The organism is Saccharothrix sp. (genome assembly GCF_031180885.1).
Classification (GTDB): domain Bacteria; phylum Actinomycetota; class Actinomycetes; order Mycobacteriales; family Pseudonocardiaceae; genus Actinosynnema.
Genome location: NZ_JAPSLK010000039.1, coordinates 16,502 through 36,099 on the forward strand (window position 1 = coordinate 16,502; position 19,598 = coordinate 36,099).

General features: G+C 70.9%; 22 protein-coding genes and 2 pseudogenes. 13 read left to right on the forward strand and 11 right to left on the reverse strand.

Annotation, left to right across the window (positions count from 1 at the left end; all coding sequences use genetic code 11):
• Positions 1–108 precede the first annotated feature (108 nt).
• The 3 genes from RIN75_RS31245 to RIN75_RS31255 all read left to right on the forward strand — a co-directional run bounded on the left by RIN75_RS31245 (position 109) and on the right by RIN75_RS31255 (position 1,454).
• Positions 109–441, forward strand: a complete 333-nt coding sequence (locus tag RIN75_RS31245) for a hypothetical protein (protein ID WP_309115642.1) — start codon at positions 109–111, stop codon at positions 439–441.
• A gap of 220 nt (positions 442–661) precedes the next feature.
• Entirely contained in the window at positions 662–949 is a 288-nt protein-coding gene (locus tag RIN75_RS31250) for a hypothetical protein (RefSeq protein ID WP_309115643.1), read from the forward strand.
• 184 nt (positions 950–1,133) lie between these two features.
• Positions 1,134–1,454 carry a hypothetical protein gene (locus tag RIN75_RS31255; protein WP_309115644.1) on the forward strand — a complete coding sequence of 107 codons (321 nt, stop codon included), beginning with the start codon at positions 1,134–1,136 and terminating at the stop codon, positions 1,452–1,454.
• A 419-nt stretch (positions 1,455–1,873) separates the two neighbouring features.
• On the opposite strand, the gene RIN75_RS31260 is transcribed toward RIN75_RS31255, so the two are convergent.
• A complete protein-coding gene (locus RIN75_RS31260) occupies positions 1,874–2,653 on the reverse strand; it encodes an isoprenyl transferase (RefSeq protein ID WP_309115645.1) in 780 nt (259 codons plus the stop codon).
• Positions 2,654–2,732: 79 nt separating this feature from the next.
• Here RIN75_RS31260 and RIN75_RS31265 point away from each other — a divergent pair, with 79 nt between their 5' ends.
• Positions 2,733–3,413 carry a hemolysin III family protein gene (locus RIN75_RS31265; protein WP_309115700.1) on the forward strand — a complete coding sequence of 227 codons (681 nt, stop codon included), beginning with the start codon at positions 2,733–2,735 and terminating at the stop codon, positions 3,411–3,413.
• On the opposite strand, the gene RIN75_RS31270 is transcribed toward RIN75_RS31265, so the two are convergent.
• From RIN75_RS31270 to RIN75_RS31280, 3 genes are all read right to left on the reverse strand, one after another.
• Positions 3,404–3,637: a hypothetical protein gene (locus RIN75_RS31270; protein ID WP_309115646.1), complete on the reverse strand. Its 234-nt coding sequence runs from the start codon at positions 3,635–3,637 to the stop codon at positions 3,404–3,406. The two genes, RIN75_RS31265 and RIN75_RS31270, sit on opposite strands and share 10 nt — an antisense overlap.
• 77 nt (positions 3,638–3,714) lie before the next feature.
• Complete coding sequence (locus RIN75_RS31275) at positions 3,715–4,266, reverse strand: hypothetical protein (protein ID WP_309115647.1); 552 nt, start codon at positions 4,264–4,266, stop codon at positions 3,715–3,717.
• Positions 4,267–4,373: 107 nt separating this feature from the next.
• Positions 4,374–6,341, reverse strand: a complete 1,968-nt coding sequence (locus RIN75_RS31280; protein ID WP_309115648.1) for a thioredoxin domain-containing protein — start codon at positions 6,339–6,341, stop codon at positions 4,374–4,376.
• Between the two features lie 28 nt (positions 6,342–6,369).
• Here RIN75_RS31280 and RIN75_RS31285 point away from each other — a divergent pair.
• A pseudogene (locus RIN75_RS31285) lies at positions 6,370–7,140 on the forward strand (metallophosphoesterase); the annotation flags it as partial.
• Positions 7,141–7,570: 430 nt separating this feature from the next.
• Here RIN75_RS31285 and RIN75_RS31290 read toward each other — a convergent pair.
• A pseudogene (locus tag RIN75_RS31290) lies at positions 7,571–7,750 on the reverse strand (hypothetical protein); the annotation flags it as partial.
• 29 nt (positions 7,751–7,779) lie between these two features.
• Positions 7,780–8,664 carry a mycothiol conjugate amidase Mca gene (gene mca, locus RIN75_RS31295; RefSeq protein WP_309115649.1) on the reverse strand — a complete coding sequence of 295 codons (885 nt, stop codon included), beginning with the start codon at positions 8,662–8,664 and terminating at the stop codon, positions 7,780–7,782.
• Positions 8,665–8,776: 112 nt separating this feature from the next.
• On the opposite strand from mca, the gene RIN75_RS31300 reads away from it, so the two are divergent.
• Together RIN75_RS31300 and greA are read left to right on the forward strand one after the other, a co-directional pair.
• Positions 8,777–9,187 (forward strand): DUF4307 domain-containing protein, encoded by a 411-nt coding sequence (locus tag RIN75_RS31300; RefSeq protein ID WP_309115650.1) that lies wholly within the window; start codon positions 8,777–8,779, stop codon positions 9,185–9,187.
• Positions 9,188–9,372: 185 nt separating this feature from the next.
• On the forward strand, positions 9,373–9,867 hold the full coding sequence (gene greA / locus RIN75_RS31305) for a transcription elongation factor GreA (protein ID WP_309115651.1): 495 nt from the start codon (positions 9,373–9,375) through the stop codon (positions 9,865–9,867).
• A gap of 548 nt (positions 9,868–10,415) precedes the next feature.
• Here the strand turns inward: greA and RIN75_RS31310 are convergent.
• Complete coding sequence (locus RIN75_RS31310; protein WP_309115652.1) at positions 10,416–10,910, reverse strand: Lrp/AsnC family transcriptional regulator; 495 nt, start codon at positions 10,908–10,910, stop codon at positions 10,416–10,418.
• Positions 10,911–10,985: 75 nt separating this feature from the next.
• On the opposite strand from RIN75_RS31310, the gene hppD reads away from it, so the two are divergent.
• Together hppD and RIN75_RS31320 are read left to right on the forward strand one after the other, a co-directional pair.
• Positions 10,986–12,167: a 4-hydroxyphenylpyruvate dioxygenase gene (gene hppD / locus RIN75_RS31315; RefSeq protein WP_309115653.1), complete on the forward strand. Its 1,182-nt coding sequence runs from the start codon at positions 10,986–10,988 to the stop codon at positions 12,165–12,167.
• A 138-nt stretch (positions 12,168–12,305) separates the two neighbouring features.
• Positions 12,306–12,536, forward strand: coding sequence for a hypothetical protein (locus RIN75_RS31320; protein WP_309115654.1), 231 nt, complete (start codon positions 12,306–12,308; stop codon positions 12,534–12,536).
• Positions 12,537–12,542: 6 nt separating this feature from the next.
• Here the strand turns inward: RIN75_RS31320 and RIN75_RS31325 are convergent, their stop codons facing one another.
• The gene (locus RIN75_RS31325) at positions 12,543–12,941 is read right to left on the reverse strand and encodes a hypothetical protein (RefSeq protein ID WP_309115655.1); all 399 of its coding nucleotides are present in this window, start codon (positions 12,939–12,941) and stop codon (positions 12,543–12,545) included.
• A 38-nt stretch (positions 12,942–12,979) separates the two neighbouring features.
• Here RIN75_RS31325 and RIN75_RS31330 point away from each other — a divergent pair, with 38 nt between their 5' ends.
• A complete protein-coding gene (locus RIN75_RS31330) occupies positions 12,980–13,249 on the forward strand; it encodes a DUF2277 domain-containing protein (protein WP_309115656.1) in 270 nt (89 codons plus the stop codon).
• Here RIN75_RS31330 and RIN75_RS31335 read toward each other — a convergent pair whose 3' ends face one another.
• The 3 genes from RIN75_RS31335 to RIN75_RS31345 all read right to left on the reverse strand — a co-directional run bounded on the left by RIN75_RS31335 (position 13,250) and on the right by RIN75_RS31345 (position 17,086).
• Positions 13,250–14,407 carry a cystathionine gamma-synthase gene (locus RIN75_RS31335; RefSeq protein WP_309115657.1) on the reverse strand — a complete coding sequence of 386 codons (1,158 nt, stop codon included), beginning with the start codon at positions 14,405–14,407 and terminating at the stop codon, positions 13,250–13,252. It lies immediately after the preceding gene.
• A gap of 81 nt (positions 14,408–14,488) precedes the next feature.
• Positions 14,489–15,610, reverse strand: a complete 1,122-nt coding sequence (locus tag RIN75_RS31340; RefSeq protein WP_309115658.1) for an RDD family protein — start codon at positions 15,608–15,610, stop codon at positions 14,489–14,491.
• 105 nt (positions 15,611–15,715) lie between these two features.
• Positions 15,716–17,086, reverse strand: a complete 1,371-nt coding sequence (locus tag RIN75_RS31345; RefSeq protein WP_309115659.1) for a cystathionine beta-synthase — start codon at positions 17,084–17,086, stop codon at positions 15,716–15,718.
• 128 nt (positions 17,087–17,214) lie between these two features.
• Between RIN75_RS31345 and RIN75_RS31350 the strand changes: the two genes are divergently transcribed.
• The 3 genes from RIN75_RS31350 to RIN75_RS31360 all read left to right on the forward strand — a co-directional run bounded on the left by RIN75_RS31350 (position 17,215) and on the right by RIN75_RS31360 (position 19,547).
• On the forward strand, positions 17,215–17,985 hold the full coding sequence (locus RIN75_RS31350; RefSeq protein WP_309115660.1) for an SGNH/GDSL hydrolase family protein: 771 nt from the start codon (positions 17,215–17,217) through the stop codon (positions 17,983–17,985).
• Between the two features lie 65 nt (positions 17,986–18,050).
• On the forward strand, positions 18,051–19,271 hold the full coding sequence (locus RIN75_RS31355; protein WP_309115661.1) for an acetyl-CoA C-acetyltransferase: 1,221 nt from the start codon (positions 18,051–18,053) through the stop codon (positions 19,269–19,271).
• A 57-nt stretch (positions 19,272–19,328) separates the two neighbouring features.
• Positions 19,329–19,547, forward strand: a complete 219-nt coding sequence (locus RIN75_RS31360; RefSeq protein ID WP_309115662.1) for a hypothetical protein — start codon at positions 19,329–19,331, stop codon at positions 19,545–19,547.
• The last annotated feature ends 51 nt before the right edge of the window (positions 19,548–19,598 follow it).

Below are 19,598 nucleotides of genomic sequence, written 5' to 3' on the forward strand. Positions count from 1 at the left end.
CGGCGAGCTTCGTGTCCCGCCCTTTCCGCCCGGTACGACCAACCGCGCACCACCACCGTCCACGACGCGCATGTCGTCGGAACGATAAAACACCTAGGGAGTAGTTGCATGCTGAAGAAGGTTGGCGCTCTCGCCGCGATCACCGCCGGAATGCTGCTCATGGCTTCCCCCGCCTTCGCGGGTGAGCCGGGTTCCGACGACATCGACCGCGTGGTCGGCAGCGCCCGTGACATCGACGACATCGACCACACCGACCAGGTGGGTCTGGTGAACGTCGACGACTCGGAGATCCTCGACCAGGTCAACGTCTGCAACATCGAGGTCATCCAGCTCGTCAACGTCGAGATCCCGATCGTGCCGATCAGCAGCTACAACTGCGAGAACACGGAAGCCGAGATCGAGGTCGAGGACGACCACCACCACCACTGGCACCACGACTGATCGTCGCCGGTTTTACCACGACCGGCCGTCAGGGACGGATCGGAAGTGCCGGAATTAACCGGAACAGGCGATAGATCACGAAGCCGCGTCACACGATGGTGTCGTGGGCGCTCGGCCAGACGGTTGTTCGCGTAACTTTTCACCTTGAGGACCCCAGCGTCCGGAGATCCCCGAAGACTCCGGAAGGTACGGGGGAATTCCCGACACGAAGGAGATTCAAGTGCTGAAGAAGGCAGGCGCTGCCATCGGCGTCGCGGCGGGCCTCTTGATGCTCGGTTCCCCCGCGTTCGCCGCCGGCGAAGGTTTCCAGTGGAACCAGGGCCCACTGCTGAGCGCGATCAACGGCAACAACGTCAACGCGGTCGTGGGTGCGTGCGGTAACAACGTGGGCGCCGGCTTGATCGCCGCCGCGATCCCGATCAACTCGCCGGTGTTCGTCGACAACTGCGCCGCGGGCGGCATCGTCGACGGCGACGACGTGAACTTCTACGGCGAGAACGACGGCTGACCGTCGTCACGGCATTCCCGTCAGGGGCGCTGCCCGGTTTCCGGACCGGTGGCGCCCCTGGCTTTTCTCCACTGGCGGTGAGGCGCGGTGACCACACTTCACACAATGGTGTTAGTGGACGCGCCGCAGCACGCGATCTTCGATAGTTTTCGCCCGTTCGGACCATTACGTAAGGAGAACTGACGTGCTGAAGAAGGCAGGCGCCATCGCCGGCATCGCGGCCGGCCTCATGATGCTCGGTTCGCCCGCGTTCGCCGCCACCGGTGTCCCCGGCGGCTGGGAGGAGGACGGTGGCAACAGCGGTCCGCAGTTCAACTCCGGTGGCTTGCTGTCCGCTGTCAACGGCAACAACGTGAACGCCGTCGTCGGCGTCTGCGGCAACAACGTCGGCGCCGGCGTGATCGCGTTCGCGATCCCGGTCAACTCGCCGATCTTCGTCGACAACTGCGCCGCGGGCGGCGTGGTGGACGGCGACGACGCGAACTTCTACGGCGAGAACGGCTGATCCAGGCCACATGCGGAAGGGGCGTCCCACCCGGGGCGTCCCTTCCCGTCTTCCAGACGCACGCGCCGCTCACCGTTCCGGCACATGCCCCGCTCGGCGTTCCGTGCCCATACCCGCCGGCGTTCCGTGCCCATACCCGCCGGCGTTCCGGGCACATGCCCCGCTCAGCCGCACGCACACCGATGTCGTACCCGCGTGAGACGATCGAGACGGGGGCCGGAGGCCAAGCCCAGGCCACCACCAGCCACACCAACCCGGCCGCTTCCCCACACCACCCGGCCGCTTCCCCACACCACCCGGCCGCTTCCCCACACCACCGGGCCGCTTCCCCGCGCCGCCGCCCGCCGGCTGACACGCAAGCCGCCCGCCGCCCGCCAACCGCCGTGTCGAAAGGCAAGGCAGGCCCCGGCGGGCGCGGGTCAGCCGCCGAAGCGGCGGTGGCGGAGGGCGTAGTCGCGCAGGGCCCGCAGGAAGTCCGTCCGGCGGAACTCCGGCCAGTACGCCTCGCAGAACCAGAACTCCGAGTGCGCCGACTGCCACAGCATGAACCCCGACAGCCGCTGCTCCCCCGACGTGCGGATCAGCAGGTCCGGATCCGGTTGACCGGACGTGTACAGGTGCTCGGCGATGTGGTCGACGTCCAGGACCTCCGCCAGCTCCTCGATCGTCCCGCCCGACTCGGCGTGCTTCTGGAGCAGTTTGCGCACCGCGTCCGCGATCTCCTGACGCCCGCCATAACCAACGGCGACGTTGACCTCCAAGCCGGTCCGATCACGCGTCCGGAGGGAGGCGGCGGAGAGGCGGGCGGCGGTTTCGGTGGGGAGCAGGTCCAGGGCGCCCACGTGGCGGACGCGCCAGGGGTTACCGGGCTCCGCGATCTCGTCGACGATGTCGCCGATGATGTCCAGCAGCGGACCGAGTTCCTCGATCGGGCGGTTGAGGTTGTCCGTGGAGAGCATCCACAGGGTCACGACCTCGACCTCGGCCTCGCGGCACCAGTTCAGCAGTTCGAGGATCTTGCGCGCGCCGACGCGGTGGCCGTGGACGACGTCGGTGAAGCCCGCCTCCTTGGCCCAGCGCCGGTTCCCGTCGAGCACGACGCCGACGTGCCGAGGCCGTTGCTTCCCGTCCAGCCACCGGTTGAGCCGGTACTCGTAACCCCTGAGGAGGACGTTCTTGACCCGTTCGCGAAGACCCACGCTGGAAGAGCGTACGCCGGGTGGGGGCAGTCACGCCGTCGCGTGCTGACCTGCCTCCCTACGGTCCCGTAACCTCGGGCTGGTGACGACGTCGACGATCCCCGAGCCGCCGGCACCGGCACTGCGCCCCCGCCTGCGCGGCTGGCTGCACTTCTGGTCCTTCGTGGTGTCCGTCGCGACGGGCGCGACCCTGATCACCCTCGCCGCCGCCACCGTGTCCGGGAAAGCGGCCCTGGCCACCTCCGTCTACGGCGCTACCGTCGTCGGCCTGTTCGGCGTGAGCGCGCTGTACCACCGGGTGAACTGGGTGAGCGTGAAGGCGCGCACGTGGATGAAGCGCCTGGACCACTCGATGATCTTCGTCTTCATCGCGGGCACCTACACGCCGTTCGCGCTGCTGGCGATGGAACCGGCGACGGGCAACGTCGTGCTGGCCGTCGTCTGGCTGGGCGCGCTGGGCGGCGTGACGCTGAAGCTGGCCTGGCCGCACGCGCCCCGGTGGCTGGGCGTCCCGATCTACATCGCCCTGGGCTGGGTGGCGGTCTTCGTCCTGCCGGACCTGCTGCACCACGTGGGTGTGGGCGCGCTGGTCCTGCTGCTGGTCGGCGGCCTGCTGTACACGGTCGGCGCGATCTTCTACGCCTCCCGCTGGCCCAACCCGTGGCCGCACGTCTTCGGCTACCACGAGTTCTTCCACGCGGCCACGGTGCTGGCGGCGCTCTGCCACTACATCGCCATCTGGTTCGCGATCTACTCGTGACGGCACTGCGCGCTCGGGCCGCCCGCCGCGTGGACGACGACTTCCCGCCGGTGGTCGAAGTGCGGTTCACCGACGTGCACGGGTCGACCCGGAGCCTTCAGCACGCCGTCTCCATGAAGAACCAGACGGGCGCCGTCCCACGGCACGTCGTGGCCGTTCAGGCGGGCGTGGCGCACGTCGGTCGCCTCCAGCAACGCGTGCGGTCGCGGCCCGTTGAACGTCACGCGGGTGGCGCGCGGAACGACGTCTCATCCAGGTCCCACGCGATGGCGTAATCGACCACTCCTCCACGACTACCGGATCACGCCAGGTCCGGCCCCTGCGCGCGCAGGTCGTCCACGCGGGACATCGCGTCGCGCAGGTCGGTCAGCCACGTGTCCGCGTGCTGCCCCACCAGGCGGACCGCCCACGCCAGGGCCTCCGAGCGGGAACGGGCGACGCCGGCGGCCACCAGGGTGTCCAGGACCTGGCGTTCCGGCTGCCGCAGCCGGGTCATCACGGGCACCGACAGGGTGGTGAACAGCTCCTCCGTGCCACCCAACCGGGCACCCCACGCGACCTTGCGGCGGTAGCGGTGTTCGGCCTGGCGGGCGATCTCGATGCGCTCCTCGCGGGTCTGCTCGCGGAACCGGCTGATCCGGCCGGACTCCGCCGCCGCCTGCTCCGCCTCGTCCGCGAACTCGCCGGTCAGCGGCGGGAGGGTGCCCACCACCAGGATCTCCTCGCGGTCCACGGTCACCGTCGGCGCCTCGGTGAACCAACCGTCCGGCAGCCGGCCCGCGAACCAGGCCGCCGCGTCGTCCGCGGGCGGCTGTTCGGCCTGCTGCCAGCGCGATCCCCAACCTCGTCTCATGACGCACCCACCTCGTTGATTACACGATTACAGTGCAAACGACGCTACGCCGGTAACGCCGGAAGACAACCGCGGTTCGCTACCGGTGAAGACGCCGGTGAAGGGCGCTAGCGCTGGAGAGCGGCGGCCAGGTCGTCCGGGGTGGTCACCGGGCGGTCGCAGACGTAGCCGCGGCACACGTACGCCGCCGGACCGCCGTCGACCAGCGGGCGGTCGGCGAGCAGAGGGGCGGAGTCCGGGTCGCCGGCCACCACCACCCCGCCGCCGTGCACACCCCGCCACGCCGTCGACACCAGCGCAGGGTCACCGCCGACCACCGCCACCTGCACCGGCCCGTGCTCCAGCGCCTCCGCCACGGACAGCCAGTGCCCCGCGAACCGGGGTTCCCGCGCCGCCAGCAGACCCGCGCGCGCCACCGCCGCCTCGGCCGCCGCCCGGTACTCCGCCGACCGGGGCGCACCCAGCACGGACGCCGTGACCAGCGCGGACGCCAACGAAGACGCCCCGGACGGGCTCGCGTTGTCCGAAGGGTCGGACGGCCGCTGCACCAACGCCTCGGCGTCGTCCGCGGTGTCGTAGTAGACGCCCGGCTCGGCACCCGCGAACCGCGCCAACGCCGTGTCCAGCAGCGCGCACGCCTCGGTCAACCAGCGCGGCTCACCGGTCGCCTGGTGCAGGGCCAGCAGGCCGTCCGCGAAGCACCCGTAGTCCTCCAGCACGCCCGCCGCCGTGCCCGCCGCGCCGCCCCGGGACGTCCGCAGCAGCCGCCCGTCCACCACGTGCAGGTTCAGCAACAGCGATGCCGCCCGCGCCGCCGCCGCGACCCAGCGCGGCTCGCCGAACACCGAACCGGCCTCGGCCAGCGCGGTGATCGCGAGGCCGTTCCACGCGGTCACGACCTTGTCGTCCAGCCCCGGCTGGGGCCGCTGTTCCCGCGCCTCCAACAGCTTCTCCGCGATCTCCGGCACGGGCTCGCCGAGCATCCGCAGCGTGGACGTGCCGTGCTCGAACGTCCCCTCTTCGGTCACGCCGTAAAGCACGGCCGCCCGCGCGCCCTCCACCGGACCGAGCACTTCGGCCAGTTGGGCGGGCGTCCACACGTAGGTCAGGCCCTCGACGCCGTCGGTGTCGGCGTCCAGCGACGCGGCGAACCCGCCCTCCGGCGTGGTCAGCGTCCGCAGCAGGAACCCGGCGGTCTCCCGGACCACCTGGGCGTACCGCGGCGACGGGTCGCGCCGGCTCAGGTGGGTGTAAACGCGCAGCAGCAAAGCGTTGTCGTACAACATCTTCTCGAAGTGCGGCACGACCCAGGACGCGTCCACGCTGTACCGCGCGAACCCGCCCGCCAACTGGTCGTACAACCCGCCCGCGGCCATCGCGTCGCACGTCGCCCGCGCCATCGACAGCGCCTCCACCGACCCGGTCCGCTCGTGGTGGCGCAGCAGGAACTCCAGCACCATCGACGGCGGGAACTTCGGCGCACCACCGAAACCGCCGTTCGCCCGGTCGAAGTGCCCGAGCAGCGAGACCACCGCCCCGGACAGCACCTCGGCGTCCACAGTGGACTGAGGCAGCGGCCGGAAGGCCAACTGGGACACGATGTTCGCCGCCGACTCGCGCACCTCCGCGCCCTGCTCACGCCACGCGTGGTCGATCGCCTCCAGCACCTGCCGGAACGACGGCATCCCCCGGCCCGGCACCGGCGGGTAGTACGTGCCCGCGTAGAACGGCTCCCCGCCCGGGGTCAGGAAGACCGTCATCGGCCACCCTCCGTGCCCGCTCAGCGCCTGCGTCACCGCCATGTACACCGCGTCCACGTCCGGGCGTTCCTCGCGGTCGACCTTGACGTTGACGAAGTGCGCGTTCATGTACTCGGCGGTGGCCTCGTCCTCGAACGACTCGTGCGCCATCACGTGGCACCAGTGGCAGGCCGCGTACCCGACCGACAGCAGCACCGGCACGTCCCGCTCCCGCGCCTCGGCGAACGCCTCCGGCGACCACTCGTGCCAGTCCACCGGGTTCTCGGCGTGCTGGAGCAGGTACGGGCTGGTCGAGGACGCGAGCCGGTTCGTCATGGGTCCACAGTAATTCCCACGCGGCGCGCGGACCGGTTCGATCACACTGGGACCCGTGGAGATCACCGAGCGCCTGCCCCACGACCTGCGGCACCTGACCGGTCCGTTCGACGTGGTGGGGGACGTCCACGGCTGCCGGGTCGAGCTGGTCCACCTGCTGCGCGAGCTGGGCTACGAGGTGGCCGACGACGGTGCTCGGCACCCCGACGGGCGGACTGCGGTGTTCGTCGGCGACCTGGTGGACCGGGGGCCCGACACGCCCGGCGTGCTGCGCCTGGTGATGGGCATGGTGCGTGCGGGCACGGCCCTGTGCGTGCGCGGGAACCACGACGACAAGCCGGCGCGGGCGCTGAAGGGCCGGGACGTGACGGTCGTGCACGGCCTGGAGAAGTCGCTGGCGCAGCTCGCGCACGAGACTGGGGCCTTCCGGGCGGAGGTTCTGGAGTTCCTGGACTCGCTCGTGCCGCACTACGTGCTCGACGGCGGTGACCTGGTCGTGGCGCACGCGGGCCTGCCCGAGCGGTACCACGGGGTCGAGTCGTCGCGGGCGCGGGCGCCGGCCGTGTGGGGGCAGAGCACGGGCGAGGTCGACGCGCGCGGTTTCCCGGTCCGGCACCCGTGGTTCGAGGAGTACAGCGGGTCCGCAACCGTCCTGTATGGACACACGCCGGTCGAGGAACCGGTGTGGGTCAACGGAACGCTGTGCCTGGACACCGGTTGCGCGTTCGGCGGCGCGTTGACGGCGGTGCGCTGGCCGGAGCGCGAACCGGTCTCCGTGCCGGCTCGCCGGGTGTGGTACCCGCGCTGAGGCTGCGACCACGCTCCGCACGACCTGGCCGGCTACCTCTACGGTGCCGGGACGGGCGGGTCGGGACCCGGGTCGGCGCGCGAGGCTCCGGTTCGAACCTCCTGCCAGCCCGTCTGGGCAACGCCGTGGTCCTGGACCTCGACCCCCGGCCTAACTGGACTCCGCCGATGCCCCGCGCTGGGAGCCCAGCGACGTCGCCACCGCGTTCCCGGAGGAGGACCGGGCGTTGGTCGCCGTAGGGGACGTCGACGGGTAGCCGACCGTGTGGACGTGCCGGGAAGGCGGGTCGGCGATCGAGGTCGCCGGCGTCGACCTGGGTCTGTGCCGCGCGCGCTGATCTGGACCGGCGACGGCAGGCTCGTCGTGATCTGCGACGCCGGGGTGGTGCGGTTCTCCGGGTTTAGTCGTCCTTCTTCGGCTTGTCCTCGGGTTGGTCGAAGGACGCCGGGAGTTTGCGCAGGTGTTTGTTCATCGAACGGACCAGGAAGAACACCGCGATGAAGAACAGCACCAGGATCAGCAGGCCCAGCGGGGAGGACTTGCCGAAGTCCTCCTGCTGACCGCCGGGGTCCTTGGTGGTCGAGGGCTGCACCAGCACCATCGCCGTCGTCTGGTCCCAGGGGACCGGGTTCACGCCGTCACCTTTTCCCTCACGCCCGCGAACAGGTCGTCCTCGGGCAACGTGCTGTCGACCAGCGAGCGCGCCAGTTCGTACTCCTCAGTGGGCCACACCGTCCGCTGCATCTCCAGCGGCACGGCGAACCAGCGGCTGTCGGGGTCGATCTGGGTCGCGTGGGCCTTCAGGGCCTCGTCGCGGACCGGGAAGTAGTCGGCGCACTCGACGCGGGTGGTGACGCGCTCGATCACGTCGGGCTTGTCCGCCGCCCAGCCGGCCAGCCACTCCGCGTACGGGGACTCCTGGCCCTGCGCGGTCATGGCCTCGTGGAACGCGAGCAGCTTGGCGCGCGAGAAGCCGTGCGAGTAGTACAGCTTCAGCGGCTGCCATGGAACGCCTGCCTCCGGGTACATGTCCGGGTCGCCGGCCGCGTCCCAGGCCGCCACGGACACCTCGTGGCAGCGGATGTGGTCGGGGTGCGGGTAGCCGCCGTTCTCGTCGTACGTGACGATCACGTGCGGGCGGAACTCGCGGATCACGGCCACCAGCGGCGGGACGGACTCCTCCAGCGGCGTCAGGGCGAAGCAGCCCTCCGGCAGCGGCGGCAGCGGGTCGCCCTCGGGCAGGCCCGAGTCGACGAAGCCCAGCCAGCGGTGCTGGATGCCCAGGATCTCGGCGGCGCGCGCCATCTCCGCGCGGCGGATCTCGCCGATGTTCTCCAGCACGTCCTGCCGGTCGGCGAGCTTGGGGTTGAGGATGCTGCCCGCCTCGCCACCCGTGCAGGTCACCACCATGACCTCGTGCCCCTCGGCGACGTAGCGCGCCATCGTCGCGGCACCCTTGCTCGACTCGTCGTCCGGGTGCGCGTGCACCGCCATCAGGCGCAGCTTCTCAACCATGACGGTGGTGGTCCTCCCTCGGGCCCTGCTGGACGGGGCCGCCGCGGCCCCTGCGACACTCAACGCGGTGGTCGCGGACCATTGTTCCCCACGGGCAGGAAGGCGTTGGCAAGTGGCACTGCCGGAAGGCCGGTACGGCAAACCCCGCCGTGCCCTGCCGAAGTGGGCCCGGTGGTCACTGCCCGTAATCGCCGTGCTGGTCGGGTCGCTCGTGGCGTGGGTCGGCTGGCAGAACCTGGGGACCGCGCCCGTCGAGGCGAAGCAGACCGCGTTCCGGGTGCTGGACCCGGGGTCGGTGGAGATCACCTTCGAGGTCGTCCGGGAGACACCGGACAAGCCCGTCGTGTGCATCGTGCGGGCCCGGTCCGACGACGGCGACGAGGCCGGCCGGCGTGAAGTGCTGGTGCCGCCCGGGGCCACCCGGGTTTATCCCAAGACCGTGCTCCGGACGTCGAAAGAGGCGACGACCGGAGAGGTGTTCGGCTGCTCTTACCAGGTTCCGCCCTACCTGTCCACGAGGTAGCGGCCAAGCGGGTGATCTGCGGGTTTAACGGCCCCGTTCGGAACAAAACACCGTCGCTGAACGTTGTAGGCGTGTTACTCTGGCCTTTCAGCACGGCCCCGACGCGGGCCGTGTTTTTCCGTTCCGGGCGCGTGCGCCCGGGAACTGCCAGCCCACGCCGTGGGCCGGAGCAAGACGAGGAGTTGGTGACCGTGAGCGACACTGAGGTGACCTGGCTGACCCAGGAGGCCTACGACCGGCTCAAGGCTGAGCTGGACGAGATGATCGAGAATCGCCCGGTCATTGCTGCGGAGATCAACGCCCGCCGCGAGGAGGGCGACCTCCGCGAGAACGGCGGCTACCACGCGGCCCGCGAGGAGCAGGGCAAGCAGGAGGCCCGCATCCGGCAGCTGCAGGAACTGCTGCGCGTCGCCAAGGTCGGCGAGGCGCCCACCGTCTCCGGTGTGGCCGCCCCCGGCATGGTGCTCACCGTCCGTTACGAGGGCGACGACGAGACCGAGGACTTCTTGCTGGCCACCCGCGAGGAAGGCGCCCACGGTTCGCTGGAGGTCTACTCCCCGTCGTCCCCGCTGGGCAAGGCGCTGAACGGCGCCAAGGAGGGTGAGACGCGGGAGTACGAGCTGCCCAACGGCAGCACGATGAAGGTGACACTCATCAAGGCGGTGCCCTACGCGGCCTGACCCACGGACTTGAGCGGGGCGGCCACCAAGGCGAGGTGGCCGCCCCTCTTGCCGTGTGGAGACCGGTTGCTGTGTGGAGGCCGGCGAGTGGGCCGCTCGGGTGTGGAGGCCGGCGAGTAGGGCCTGCTCGGGGTGGAGACCGACAAGTCGGGCTACTCGGGTGCGCGTGTTGGGCGTGTGCGTGGGTGAGTGGGTGGGTGCGTTCAGCCTGTCGGGTTGCGTTGGGTATCCCACCCGCCACCCCCCAGGCCACCCTGGCACAAGCCAGGCGCTGCCCCGCCCCGCCCCGCCCCGCGCCGCCCCGCCCCGCGCCGCCCCGCGCTGCGCCGCCCCGCGCTGCGCCGCCCCGCGCTGCGCCGCCCCGCGCTGCGCGCGTAGGCCCGGGCGCTGCGCGCTCGGGCCGCACGGCCCCGGCGCAGCCGGGCCGTGCCGGCCGCCGGAGGCGGCCCCGCCGCAGGCGGGTGCTCTTGGTGGCTTTGCTGGGTGGCTTGGCCGGGGTGGTGGGTGGGGATACCCAGCGCAACCCGACACGCTCAACGCAACACCCCCTAAAGCACCTGCTCCAGCAACGGCCGCACCCGCGGCGGCACCGGCGTCGACAGCGCGATCGACGTCGACAGCCGCCGCACCCCCGGCACGTCCACGATCTCGTCGATCACCCGCTGCAAATCCGCGTTCGACCGCGCCACCATCCGCACGAACAAGTCCCCCTGCCCGGTCGTCGCGTGCACCTCGCACACCTCGTTGATCGCCGCCAACCCCCGGGACACCTCCCGCCGCTGCCCCTGCGCGATCTCCACCACCGCGAACGCCGTCAGCCCGTACCCCATCGCCGCCAGGTCCAGCGCCGGCGGGAACCCCGTCAGCACGCCCCGCGCCACCAACCGGTCCAACCGCGCCTGGACGGTGCCGCGCGCCACGCCCAGCCGCCGCGAGCACTCCAGCACCCCCAGTCGCGGCTCGTCGGTGAGCAGGAGCAACAGCCGGGCGTCCAGCGCGTCCAGGACCTGGTCAGAGTGTTCAGCTTGCCCGTCGGAAACCATAGATCACTGTACAACCTGCCCAGCGAAAGACGACACTGTTGCTCACCCTGCCCAACGCCGCACATGCTGTGAGGCATGACGCAGCAGCTTGACGACGTGAGCTACGACCAGCTCCGCCAACTCGTGGGCCTGGTCGACTACGACGGGACGCGCGATCCGTTCCCCGTGCGCTCCATGGACGCCGTGGTCTTCGTGGTCGGCAACGCGACCCAGACCGCGTGGTTCTACCAGGTCGCCTTCGGGATGCGGCTCGTCGCGTACGCCGGGCCCGAGACGGGGCAGCGGGACCACAAGTCCTTCGTGCTCAAGTCCGGTTCGGCGCGGTTCGTGGTCAACGGTGGGGTGCAGCCGGACAGCGCGCTGCTCGACCACCACCGCAGGCACGGTGACGGTGTCGTGGACCTCGCGCTGGAGGTCGCCGACGTCGACAAGTGCATCGCACACGCCCGCACCCAGGGCGCCACCGTCCTCGTCGAGCCCCACGACGTCGAGGACGAGCACGGCGTGGTGCGCATGGCCGCCATCGCGGCCTACGGGGAGACCCGCCACACGCTGATCGACCGGTCCCGCTACACCGGCCCGTACCTGCCGGGTTACGTGGCCAGGGAGAGCACCGTCGTCCGACCCGAGGGCGCGCCGAAGCGGCTGTTCCAGGCGGTGGACCACTGCGTGGGCAACGTCGAACTCGGCAAGATGGACTACTGGGTCGAGTGGTACAACCGCGTCATGGGCTTCGTGAACATGGCGGAGTTCATCGGCGACGACATCGCCACCGACTACTCGGCGCTCATGAGCAAGGTGGTGTCCAACGGCAACCACCGGGTGAAGTTCCCGCTGAACGAGCCCGCGATCGCCAAGCGCAAGTCGCAGATCGACGAGTACCTGGAGTTCTACTCGGGCGCGGGCGTGCAGCACATCGCGCTCGCCACCAACGACATCGTCGCCACGCTGACCGCGATGCGCGCGGCCGGCGTCGAGTTCCTGGAGACCCCGGACTCGTACTACGACGACCCGGAACTCCGGGCCCGCATCGGCGAGGTGCGCGTGCCGATCGAGGTGCTCAAGGAGCACCGCATCCTCGTCGACCGGGACGAGGACGGCTACCTGTTGCAGATCTTCACGAAGCCGATCGGCGACCGGCCGACCGTCTTCTACGAGCTCATCGAGCGCCACGGCTCGCTCGGCTTCGGCAAGGGCAACTTCAAGGCCCTGTTCGAGGCCATCGAGCGCGAGCAGGAGCGTCGGGGCAACCTCTGACGAACGCGTGCACAAGGGCCGGTCCGCCACCCGCGGGCCGGCCCTTTCCTGTGGGAACCCTGAGAGGCACCCTCCGGGCACGTCCGGACCGGTACCCTCGGTGCGGGGGTTTGCACGGATTTCACCTGGGGAGGTGGCATGGCACTCGCGGGACGCGTCACCGCGGTGCTGCCGCTCGTCGGTGCGGTGGCCACGGCCGCGGCGCTGACCGGTGCGGCGTTCTTCACCGTGGCGCACGCGGGCTGCGCCGAGACGGGCCGGTTCGTGGAGCACGACGGTGTCGTCAAGTTCGAGGGTGGCTGCATCAACGGGCACGACCTGCCCGCAGTGCCGAAGGTGGAAAACGCCCGGTACGACGTCAAGCCCTGATCTCGTTCACCAGCGACCGCAGCCACGGCTCGCGGATCGTCGGTTCCTCGCACAGCACGGCCACCAGTTGCGCTCGACGCTGCCGTCCGGCCTTGGCGCGCAGTGGGGCAGGTCGTCGCCGGAAACCCGGTAGGAGCCGAACACCGACAGCGGCACCTGGTGCAGGCGGTCGCGCCAGGTCGTGTGCTCCAACGCCCCGCTGAGCAGGTCGAACACGCTGTCCGCGGACCGGCCGACGAGGTACAGGTCGCTGTCGGCGCACCGCGCGAGCACCTGACCGGCGCATTCGACCAGGTCGTCGACGTACCAGAGGTCGGGCGGGTCGGCCGGGAGCGTCCCCAGGTGGTCCGGGCGCACCGGGTCCCAGCGGAACGGGCGGTTGGGCTCGGGCACGTGCTCAGACAACCATGCGAGGCCAAGCGGATTTCGGCGATAGTGGACGCATGTGTCGGAACATCCGGGTGCTGCACAACTTCGAGCCGCCCGCCACCGAGGACGAGATCCGCGCCGCCGCCGTCCAGTACGTGCGCAAGGTCAGCGGGTCGACCCACCCCTCGGCGGCGAACCGGGAGGCGTTCGACATCGCGGTCGAGGCGGTGGCCGAGGCGACCAGGGTCCTGCTGGAGTCCCTGGTCACCAAGGCCCCGCCGCGCGATCGCGAAGTCGAAGCCGCCAAGGCGAAGGAACGCGCCGCCGCCCGTTACGGGACCTGATCAGGCCTGGTCGAGAGCGGCGACGAGGTCGGCGACCAGGTCGTCGCCGGACTCGATGCCCACCGAGACGCGGACCAGGTCGGCGGGGACCTCCAGCATCGAGCCCGCCGTGCTGGCGTGGGTCATCTTGCCGGGGTGCTCGATCAGCGACTCGACGCCGCCCAGCGACTCGGCCAGGGTGAACAGCTTGGTGCGGGAGCAGACCTCCAGCGCCGCCGCCTCGCCGCCCTCGACGGTGAACGAGATCATGCCGCCGAAGCGCTTCATCTGCTTCGCCGCGACCTCGTGGCCGGGGTGCTCGGGCAGGCCCGGGTAGAGCACCGAGGTCACCCGCGGGTGGCGCAGGAGGGCCTGGACGACCAGTTCGGCGTTGTCCGAGTGCTTCTCCATGCGCACTTCGAGGGTCTTGATGCCGCGCAGGGTCAGCCACGCGTCGAACGGGCCGGGGACCGCGCCCGCGCTGTTCTGGAGGAAGCCGAACGCGCTGTCCAGCTCGTCGTCCGAGGTCACGAGGATGCCGCCGACGACGTCGGAGTGGCCGCCCACGTACTTGGTGGTCGAGTGCAGCACCACGTCCGCGCCCAGCGCGAGCGGGCTCTGCAGGTAGGGCGAGGCGAAGGTGTTGTCCACCACCAGGCGCGCGCCCGCCGAGTGCGCGACCTGCGCGAGCAGGGCGATGTCGGCGATGTTGAGCAGCGGGTTGGTGGGCGTCTCGACCCAGATGACCTTGGTGTTCGGCCGCACCGCCGCGCGCACCGCGTCCACGTCGGACAGCGGGACCGGGGTGTGCTCGACGCCCCACTGGCTGAGGACCTTGTCGATCAGGCGGAACGTGCCGCCGTAGGCGTCGTTCGGGATGACGACGTGGTCGCCCGGCCGGCACATCGCGCGCAGCGCCGTGTCGGTGGCGGCCATGCCGGACGCGAACGCGCGGCCGTGCCGACCGCCTTCGAGCGCCGCCATGCACTCCTCGAGCGCCGCGCGGGTGGGGTTGCCGGTCCGCGAGTACTCGAAGCCGCCGCGCAGGCCGCCGACGCCGTCCTGGGCGTAGGTGGAGGTGGCGTGGATCGGGACGATGACCGAGCCGGTCGTCGGATCCGGTTCCTGGCCCGCGTGGATTGCCCTGGTCGCGAAACCGTAGGGGGCGAAGTCCGTCATGAGCACAAGAGTACGACCGGGTGAAACAACGCCGCCCGCTGGCCTAATGAGCCAACGGGCGGTGTCCGAAGGGGTGCCAACTCACCACTGCTGCGGCGGCTGCTGGCCGTACGGGTTCTGCTGCGGCTGACCGTAGGGGTTGGCCTGCGGCTGGCCGTACGGGTTCTGGGGCTGGCCGTACTGCTGCCGGCCGGGGTACCCGCCGCCGGGCATCCCGGTGTCCGGCGCGTTCACGACGATGGTGCCGAGGATCTTGTCGGCCCACGTCTGCTTCTTGACCTCCCACAGCGGCGCGAAGAAGCCCGCGTAGCACGGAAGGGCGTCGACGAAGTGGCACAGGTGGCGGACGAACGCGTTGCCGAAGCCGATCGGCTGCATCGTCTCTTCCTTGAGCAGCTTGATCTTCGCGACCTTCTTGCCCAGCGACTGGCCGGTGGTGCCCGCCAGGTACCAGGAGTTGTAGATCATGAAGCCGAGCATCGCCAGGTAACCCACGCCGGCCAGCAGGAACGCCAGCGTCGGGTCGCCGGTGGCGGAGCCGATGCCGACCAGGATGCCGACCACCACGCCGGGAGCGCCGTAGTCGATCAGGGCGCCGACGGCGCGGGAGCCCCACTCGGCGTAGCCGGTGGGCGGGGCGCCGTACGCGGCGGCCTGGCCGTAGCCGGGCTGCGCGCCCCACGCCTGCTGCTGGGGCTGGCCGTACGGGTTGGCCTGCTGCGGCTGGCCGTACGGGTTCGCCTGCGGCTGGCCGTAGGGGTTGGGCTGCGGCTGCGGCTGGCCGTAGGGGTTCGGCTGCTGCGGCTGGCCGTACGGGTTGGACTGCGGCTGGCCGTAGGCCGGCGGCTGCGGGGGCTGGCCGTACTGGCCCGGCTGCGGCTGGGGCTGGCCGTACGGGTTGGGCTGCTGGGCCGGGAACCCGCCGGAGGACGGCGGCTGCTGCGCCGGGAAACCACCCGACGCCGACGGCGGCTGCTGGGTCGCGCTCGGCGGCACGACCTGCGTGGCGTCCGGGTTCACCGCCTGCTGCGGGCCGGACGAGGGCACCACCTGGGTGGCCTCCGGGGGTGGGAACGCAGGGGACGATCCGCCGCTCGGCACGACCTGGGTCGCGTCGGCGTTCGGGGGCTGGGCACCCTGCCCCTGCTCCTGCTGGTTTTGACCGCCGAATTGCTGGTTCCCTGGCGGCTGAGGAGCGTTCATCGGAGTTTCCAACCCCCTTGGCATGGGCCGTAGGCGTATAAGTCGGTGGCCAACGCTAGCGGATGCACCCGCGTCGGCCACCGGCAACCGGTGAACGTGTCGTCATCAGCGTCCGGCGAGGAAGCCCAGGATGTCCTGCCGGGTCACCACGCCGACGGGCTTGCCGTCGTCGAGCACCAGGGCGCCGTCGGCCGCCGACAGCGCCTGCATGGCCGCGCTGATCGACTCGCCGGACCCGATGGTGGGCAGCTTCACCGACATGTGCGCGTCGAGGCGGTCGGTGAGCTGGGCCTTCCCGGTGAACAGGGCGTCGAGCAGGTCGCGCTCGTTGACCGCGCCCGCCACCTCGGCGGCCATGACCGGCGGCTCGGCGTTGACCACGGGCATCTGGGACACGCCGTACTCGCGCATGATCGCCACGGCCTCGGCGACCGTCTCGTTGGGGTGGCCGTGGACCAGGTCGGGCATGGTGCCGTCCTTGCGCCGCAGCACGTCGCCGACGGTCGCGCCGGACGTGTCCGGCGACATGAAACCGTACTGCGCCATCCACTTGTCGTTGAACACGCTGGACAGGTAGCCGCGACCGCCGTCGGGCAGCAGCACGACGACCACGTCGTCCTCGGTCAGGCTCTCCGCGACGCGCAGCGCCGCCGCGACGGCCATGCCGCACGAGCCGCCGACCAGCAGGCCCTCCTCGCGGGCCAGGCGGCGGGTCAGCTCGAAGGAGTCCTTGTCGGAGACGGCCACGATCTCGTCGCACACGGTGCGGTCGTAGGCGTCCGGCCAGAAGTCCTCGCCGACGCCCTCGACCAGGTACGGGCGGCCGGTGCCGCCGGAGTAGACCGAGCCCTCCGGGTCCGCGCCGACGACCTTGACCCGGCCCTCGGAGATCTCCTTGAGGTAGCGGCCGGTGCCGGAGATGGTGCCGCCGGTGCCGACGCCCGCGACGAAGTGGGTGATCCTGCCTTCGGTCTGGCGCCACAGCTCGGGGCCGGTGCCGTGGTAGTGGCTCGCCGGGTTCTCCGGGTTGGCGTACTGGTTGGGCTTCCACGCGCCGGGGATCTCGCGGACCAGGCGGTCGGACACGTTGTAGTAGGAGTCCGGGTGCTCCGGCGCGACCGCGGTCGGGCACACCACGACCTCGGCGCCGTAGGCCTTGAGCACGTTGCGCTTGTCCACGCTGACCTTGTCCGGGCAGACGAAGACGCACTTGTAGCCCTTCCGCTGGGCCACCAGGGCGAGGCCGACGCCGGTGTTGCCCGACGTGGGCTCGACGATCGTGCCGCCCGGCTTCAGCGCGCCGGAGCGTTCGGCGGCCTCCACCATGCGCAGGGCGATCCGGTCCTTCACGCTGCCGCCGGGGTTCAGGTACTCGACCTTGGCCAGGACGAGCGGCTTGAGCCCCTCGGCGACCTTGTTCAGCTTCACGAGCGGCGTGTTGCCGACCAGGTCCACGACGCTCTCGACGTACTCCACCGCTAGTCCCTTCCCACAACGCGAGATGACTTGCGAAGCGTAACCGCTGCCGGGTGACCCGCGAGCCGCGGCGGTTTGGCGGGTAATCCGCGCGGCTTTGTGGACGATTGGTCAAGGGGGTGGTGCCCGTGCGGTGGTGGCGGTTCCTGGCGGTGGTGCTGGGTGCGGTGGGTGGCGTGACAGGACTCGCGTACGGCCTGTTCACGCGGCAGTCGCGGCGGGCGCGGGTGGTCATCGGCGTGCCGGACGCGCCGCCGCCGCGCGCCGACGGCGTGTACGGGACCGGCGACGCGAAGCCGGTGCGGTTCGCCGTAGTGGGTGACTCGATGGCGGCCGGGTTGGGCGTGGACGACCCGGCCGAGCTGCCCGGGGCGTTGCTGGCGACCGGGCTGGCGGAGGAACTGGACCGGCCGGTGCGGCTGGAGACCTACGCGATCAGCGGGTCGACCACGCGCGACCTGCCGGCGCAGGTGGACCGGGTGGTGGCCGACCCGCCGGAGCTGTGCCTGGTGGTCATCGGGGCGAACGACGTGACGACCCGGATGCCGGTCGCGGTGTCCGCCGCCCTCCTGGGCGTCCAGGTGCGGCGGTTGCGCGAGGCCGGGGTGGGCGTGGTCGTCGGGACGTGCCCGGACCTGGGCTCGATCCAGCCGATCGCGCAGCCGCTGCGGTCGCTGGCGCGGGAGTGGAGCCTGCGGTTGGCGCGGGCGCAGCGGCGCGAGGTGCTGGCCGCGGGCGGGGTGCCGGTGGCGCTGGGCGACCTGCTGGCGCGCGAGTTCGTGGCGCGGCGGGGCGACTTCTTCAGCCGGGACCAGTTCCACCCGAGCGCGGCCGGGTACGAGGCGGCTGCATCGATCCTGCTGGCCCCACTGGTCGGCGTCCTGCGTCACGAGTGGTAGCCCGGCTGAACAGGCGTTAACTAGGGTGTTGGGCACCCTCTGCGGCGAAACAAAGGAGTTCCGTAATGCCTGAGGCCGTGATCGTCTCCGCAGCCCGGTCGCCCATCGGGCGTGCGGGCAAGGGTTCGCTCAAGGACGTCCGGGCGGACGACCTGACCGTGCAGGTCCTCAAGGCGGCGCTGGCCAAGGTGCCGCAGCTCGACCCGAACGACATCGACGACCTGATGCTCGGCTGCGGCCTCCCCGGCGGCGAGCAGGGCTTCAACATGGGCCGGGTCGTGTCCGTGCTGGCGGGCTTCGACCAGCTGCCCGGCACCACCGTGACCCGGTACTGCGCGTCGAGCGTGCAGACCACCCGCATGGCGCTGCACGCCATCAAGGCGGGCGAGGGTGACGTGTTCATCAGCGCCGGCGTGGAGACCGTGTCGAGCTTCGCGCGCGGCTCCTCGGACAGCTGGCCGGGCACCCACAACCCGGTGTTCGCCGACGCCGAGGCCCGGACCAAGTCGGTCGCGGAGAGCGGCGCGTCGGAGTGGGTCGACCCGCGCACGCGCGGCGAGCTTCCCGACATCTACATCGCGATGGGCCAGACGGCGGAGAACCTGGCCCTGGCCAAGGGCATCTCCCGCGAGGAGATGGACCACTTCGGCGTCCGGTCGCAGAACCTGGCGGAGAAGGCCATCGCCAACGGCTTCTGGGCCCGCGAGATCACCCCGATCACCCTTCCGGACGGCACGGTCGTGTCCACGGACGACGGCCCCCGTCCGGGTGTCACCTACGAGGGTGTTTCGGGCCTGAAGCCGGTCTTCCGCCCCGACGGCCGCGTGACGGCGGGCAACTGCTGCCCCTTGAACGACGGCGCGGCGGCCCTGGTGATCATGAGCGACACCAAGGCGAAGGAACTGGGCATCACCCCGCTGGCGCGGATCGTGTCGACGGGCGTGTCGGGCCTGTCCCCCGAGATCATGGGCCTGGGCCCGGTCGAGGCGTCCAAGCGCGCCCTGGCCCTGGCCGGGATGTCGATCAACGACATCGACCTGGTCGAGATCAACGAGGCGTTCGCGGCGCAGGTCATCCCGTCGTACCAGGACCTGGGCATCGACCTGGAGAAGCTCAACGTCAACGGCGGTGCGATCGCCGTCGGTCACCCGTTCGGCATGACCGGCGCCCGGATCACCACGACCCTGATCAACTCGCTCCAGTTCCACGACAAGCAGTTCGGCCTGGAGACGATGTGCGTGGGCGGCGGGCAGGGCATGGCGATGGTCATCGAGCGTTTGAGCTGACGCGCGTCACACTTACGGCCCCGACTCGTCCTACGGAGTAGTAGGGAGGTCGGGGCCATGACGTACGTGTGGTGGCACAGCGGGTACGACTCGCTGTGCCACGCCTTCTCGCCGCACCAGGCATCGGATGCCTACTTCGAGGCCGCCTGCACCCACTCGGTGCCCCCGGACAAGCTGGTCCGGGAGCCGGAGGGTGCTCTGTGCGTGTCCTGCCTGATCAAGGTCGGCTCGGAGATGCCCACGGAGGACCGCAGAACCTCGACCTGGATCGACTGACATCCGCCCGAATTCTTCGGCGCGCAGCGCCTTGCTCTTCGGCGCGCAGCG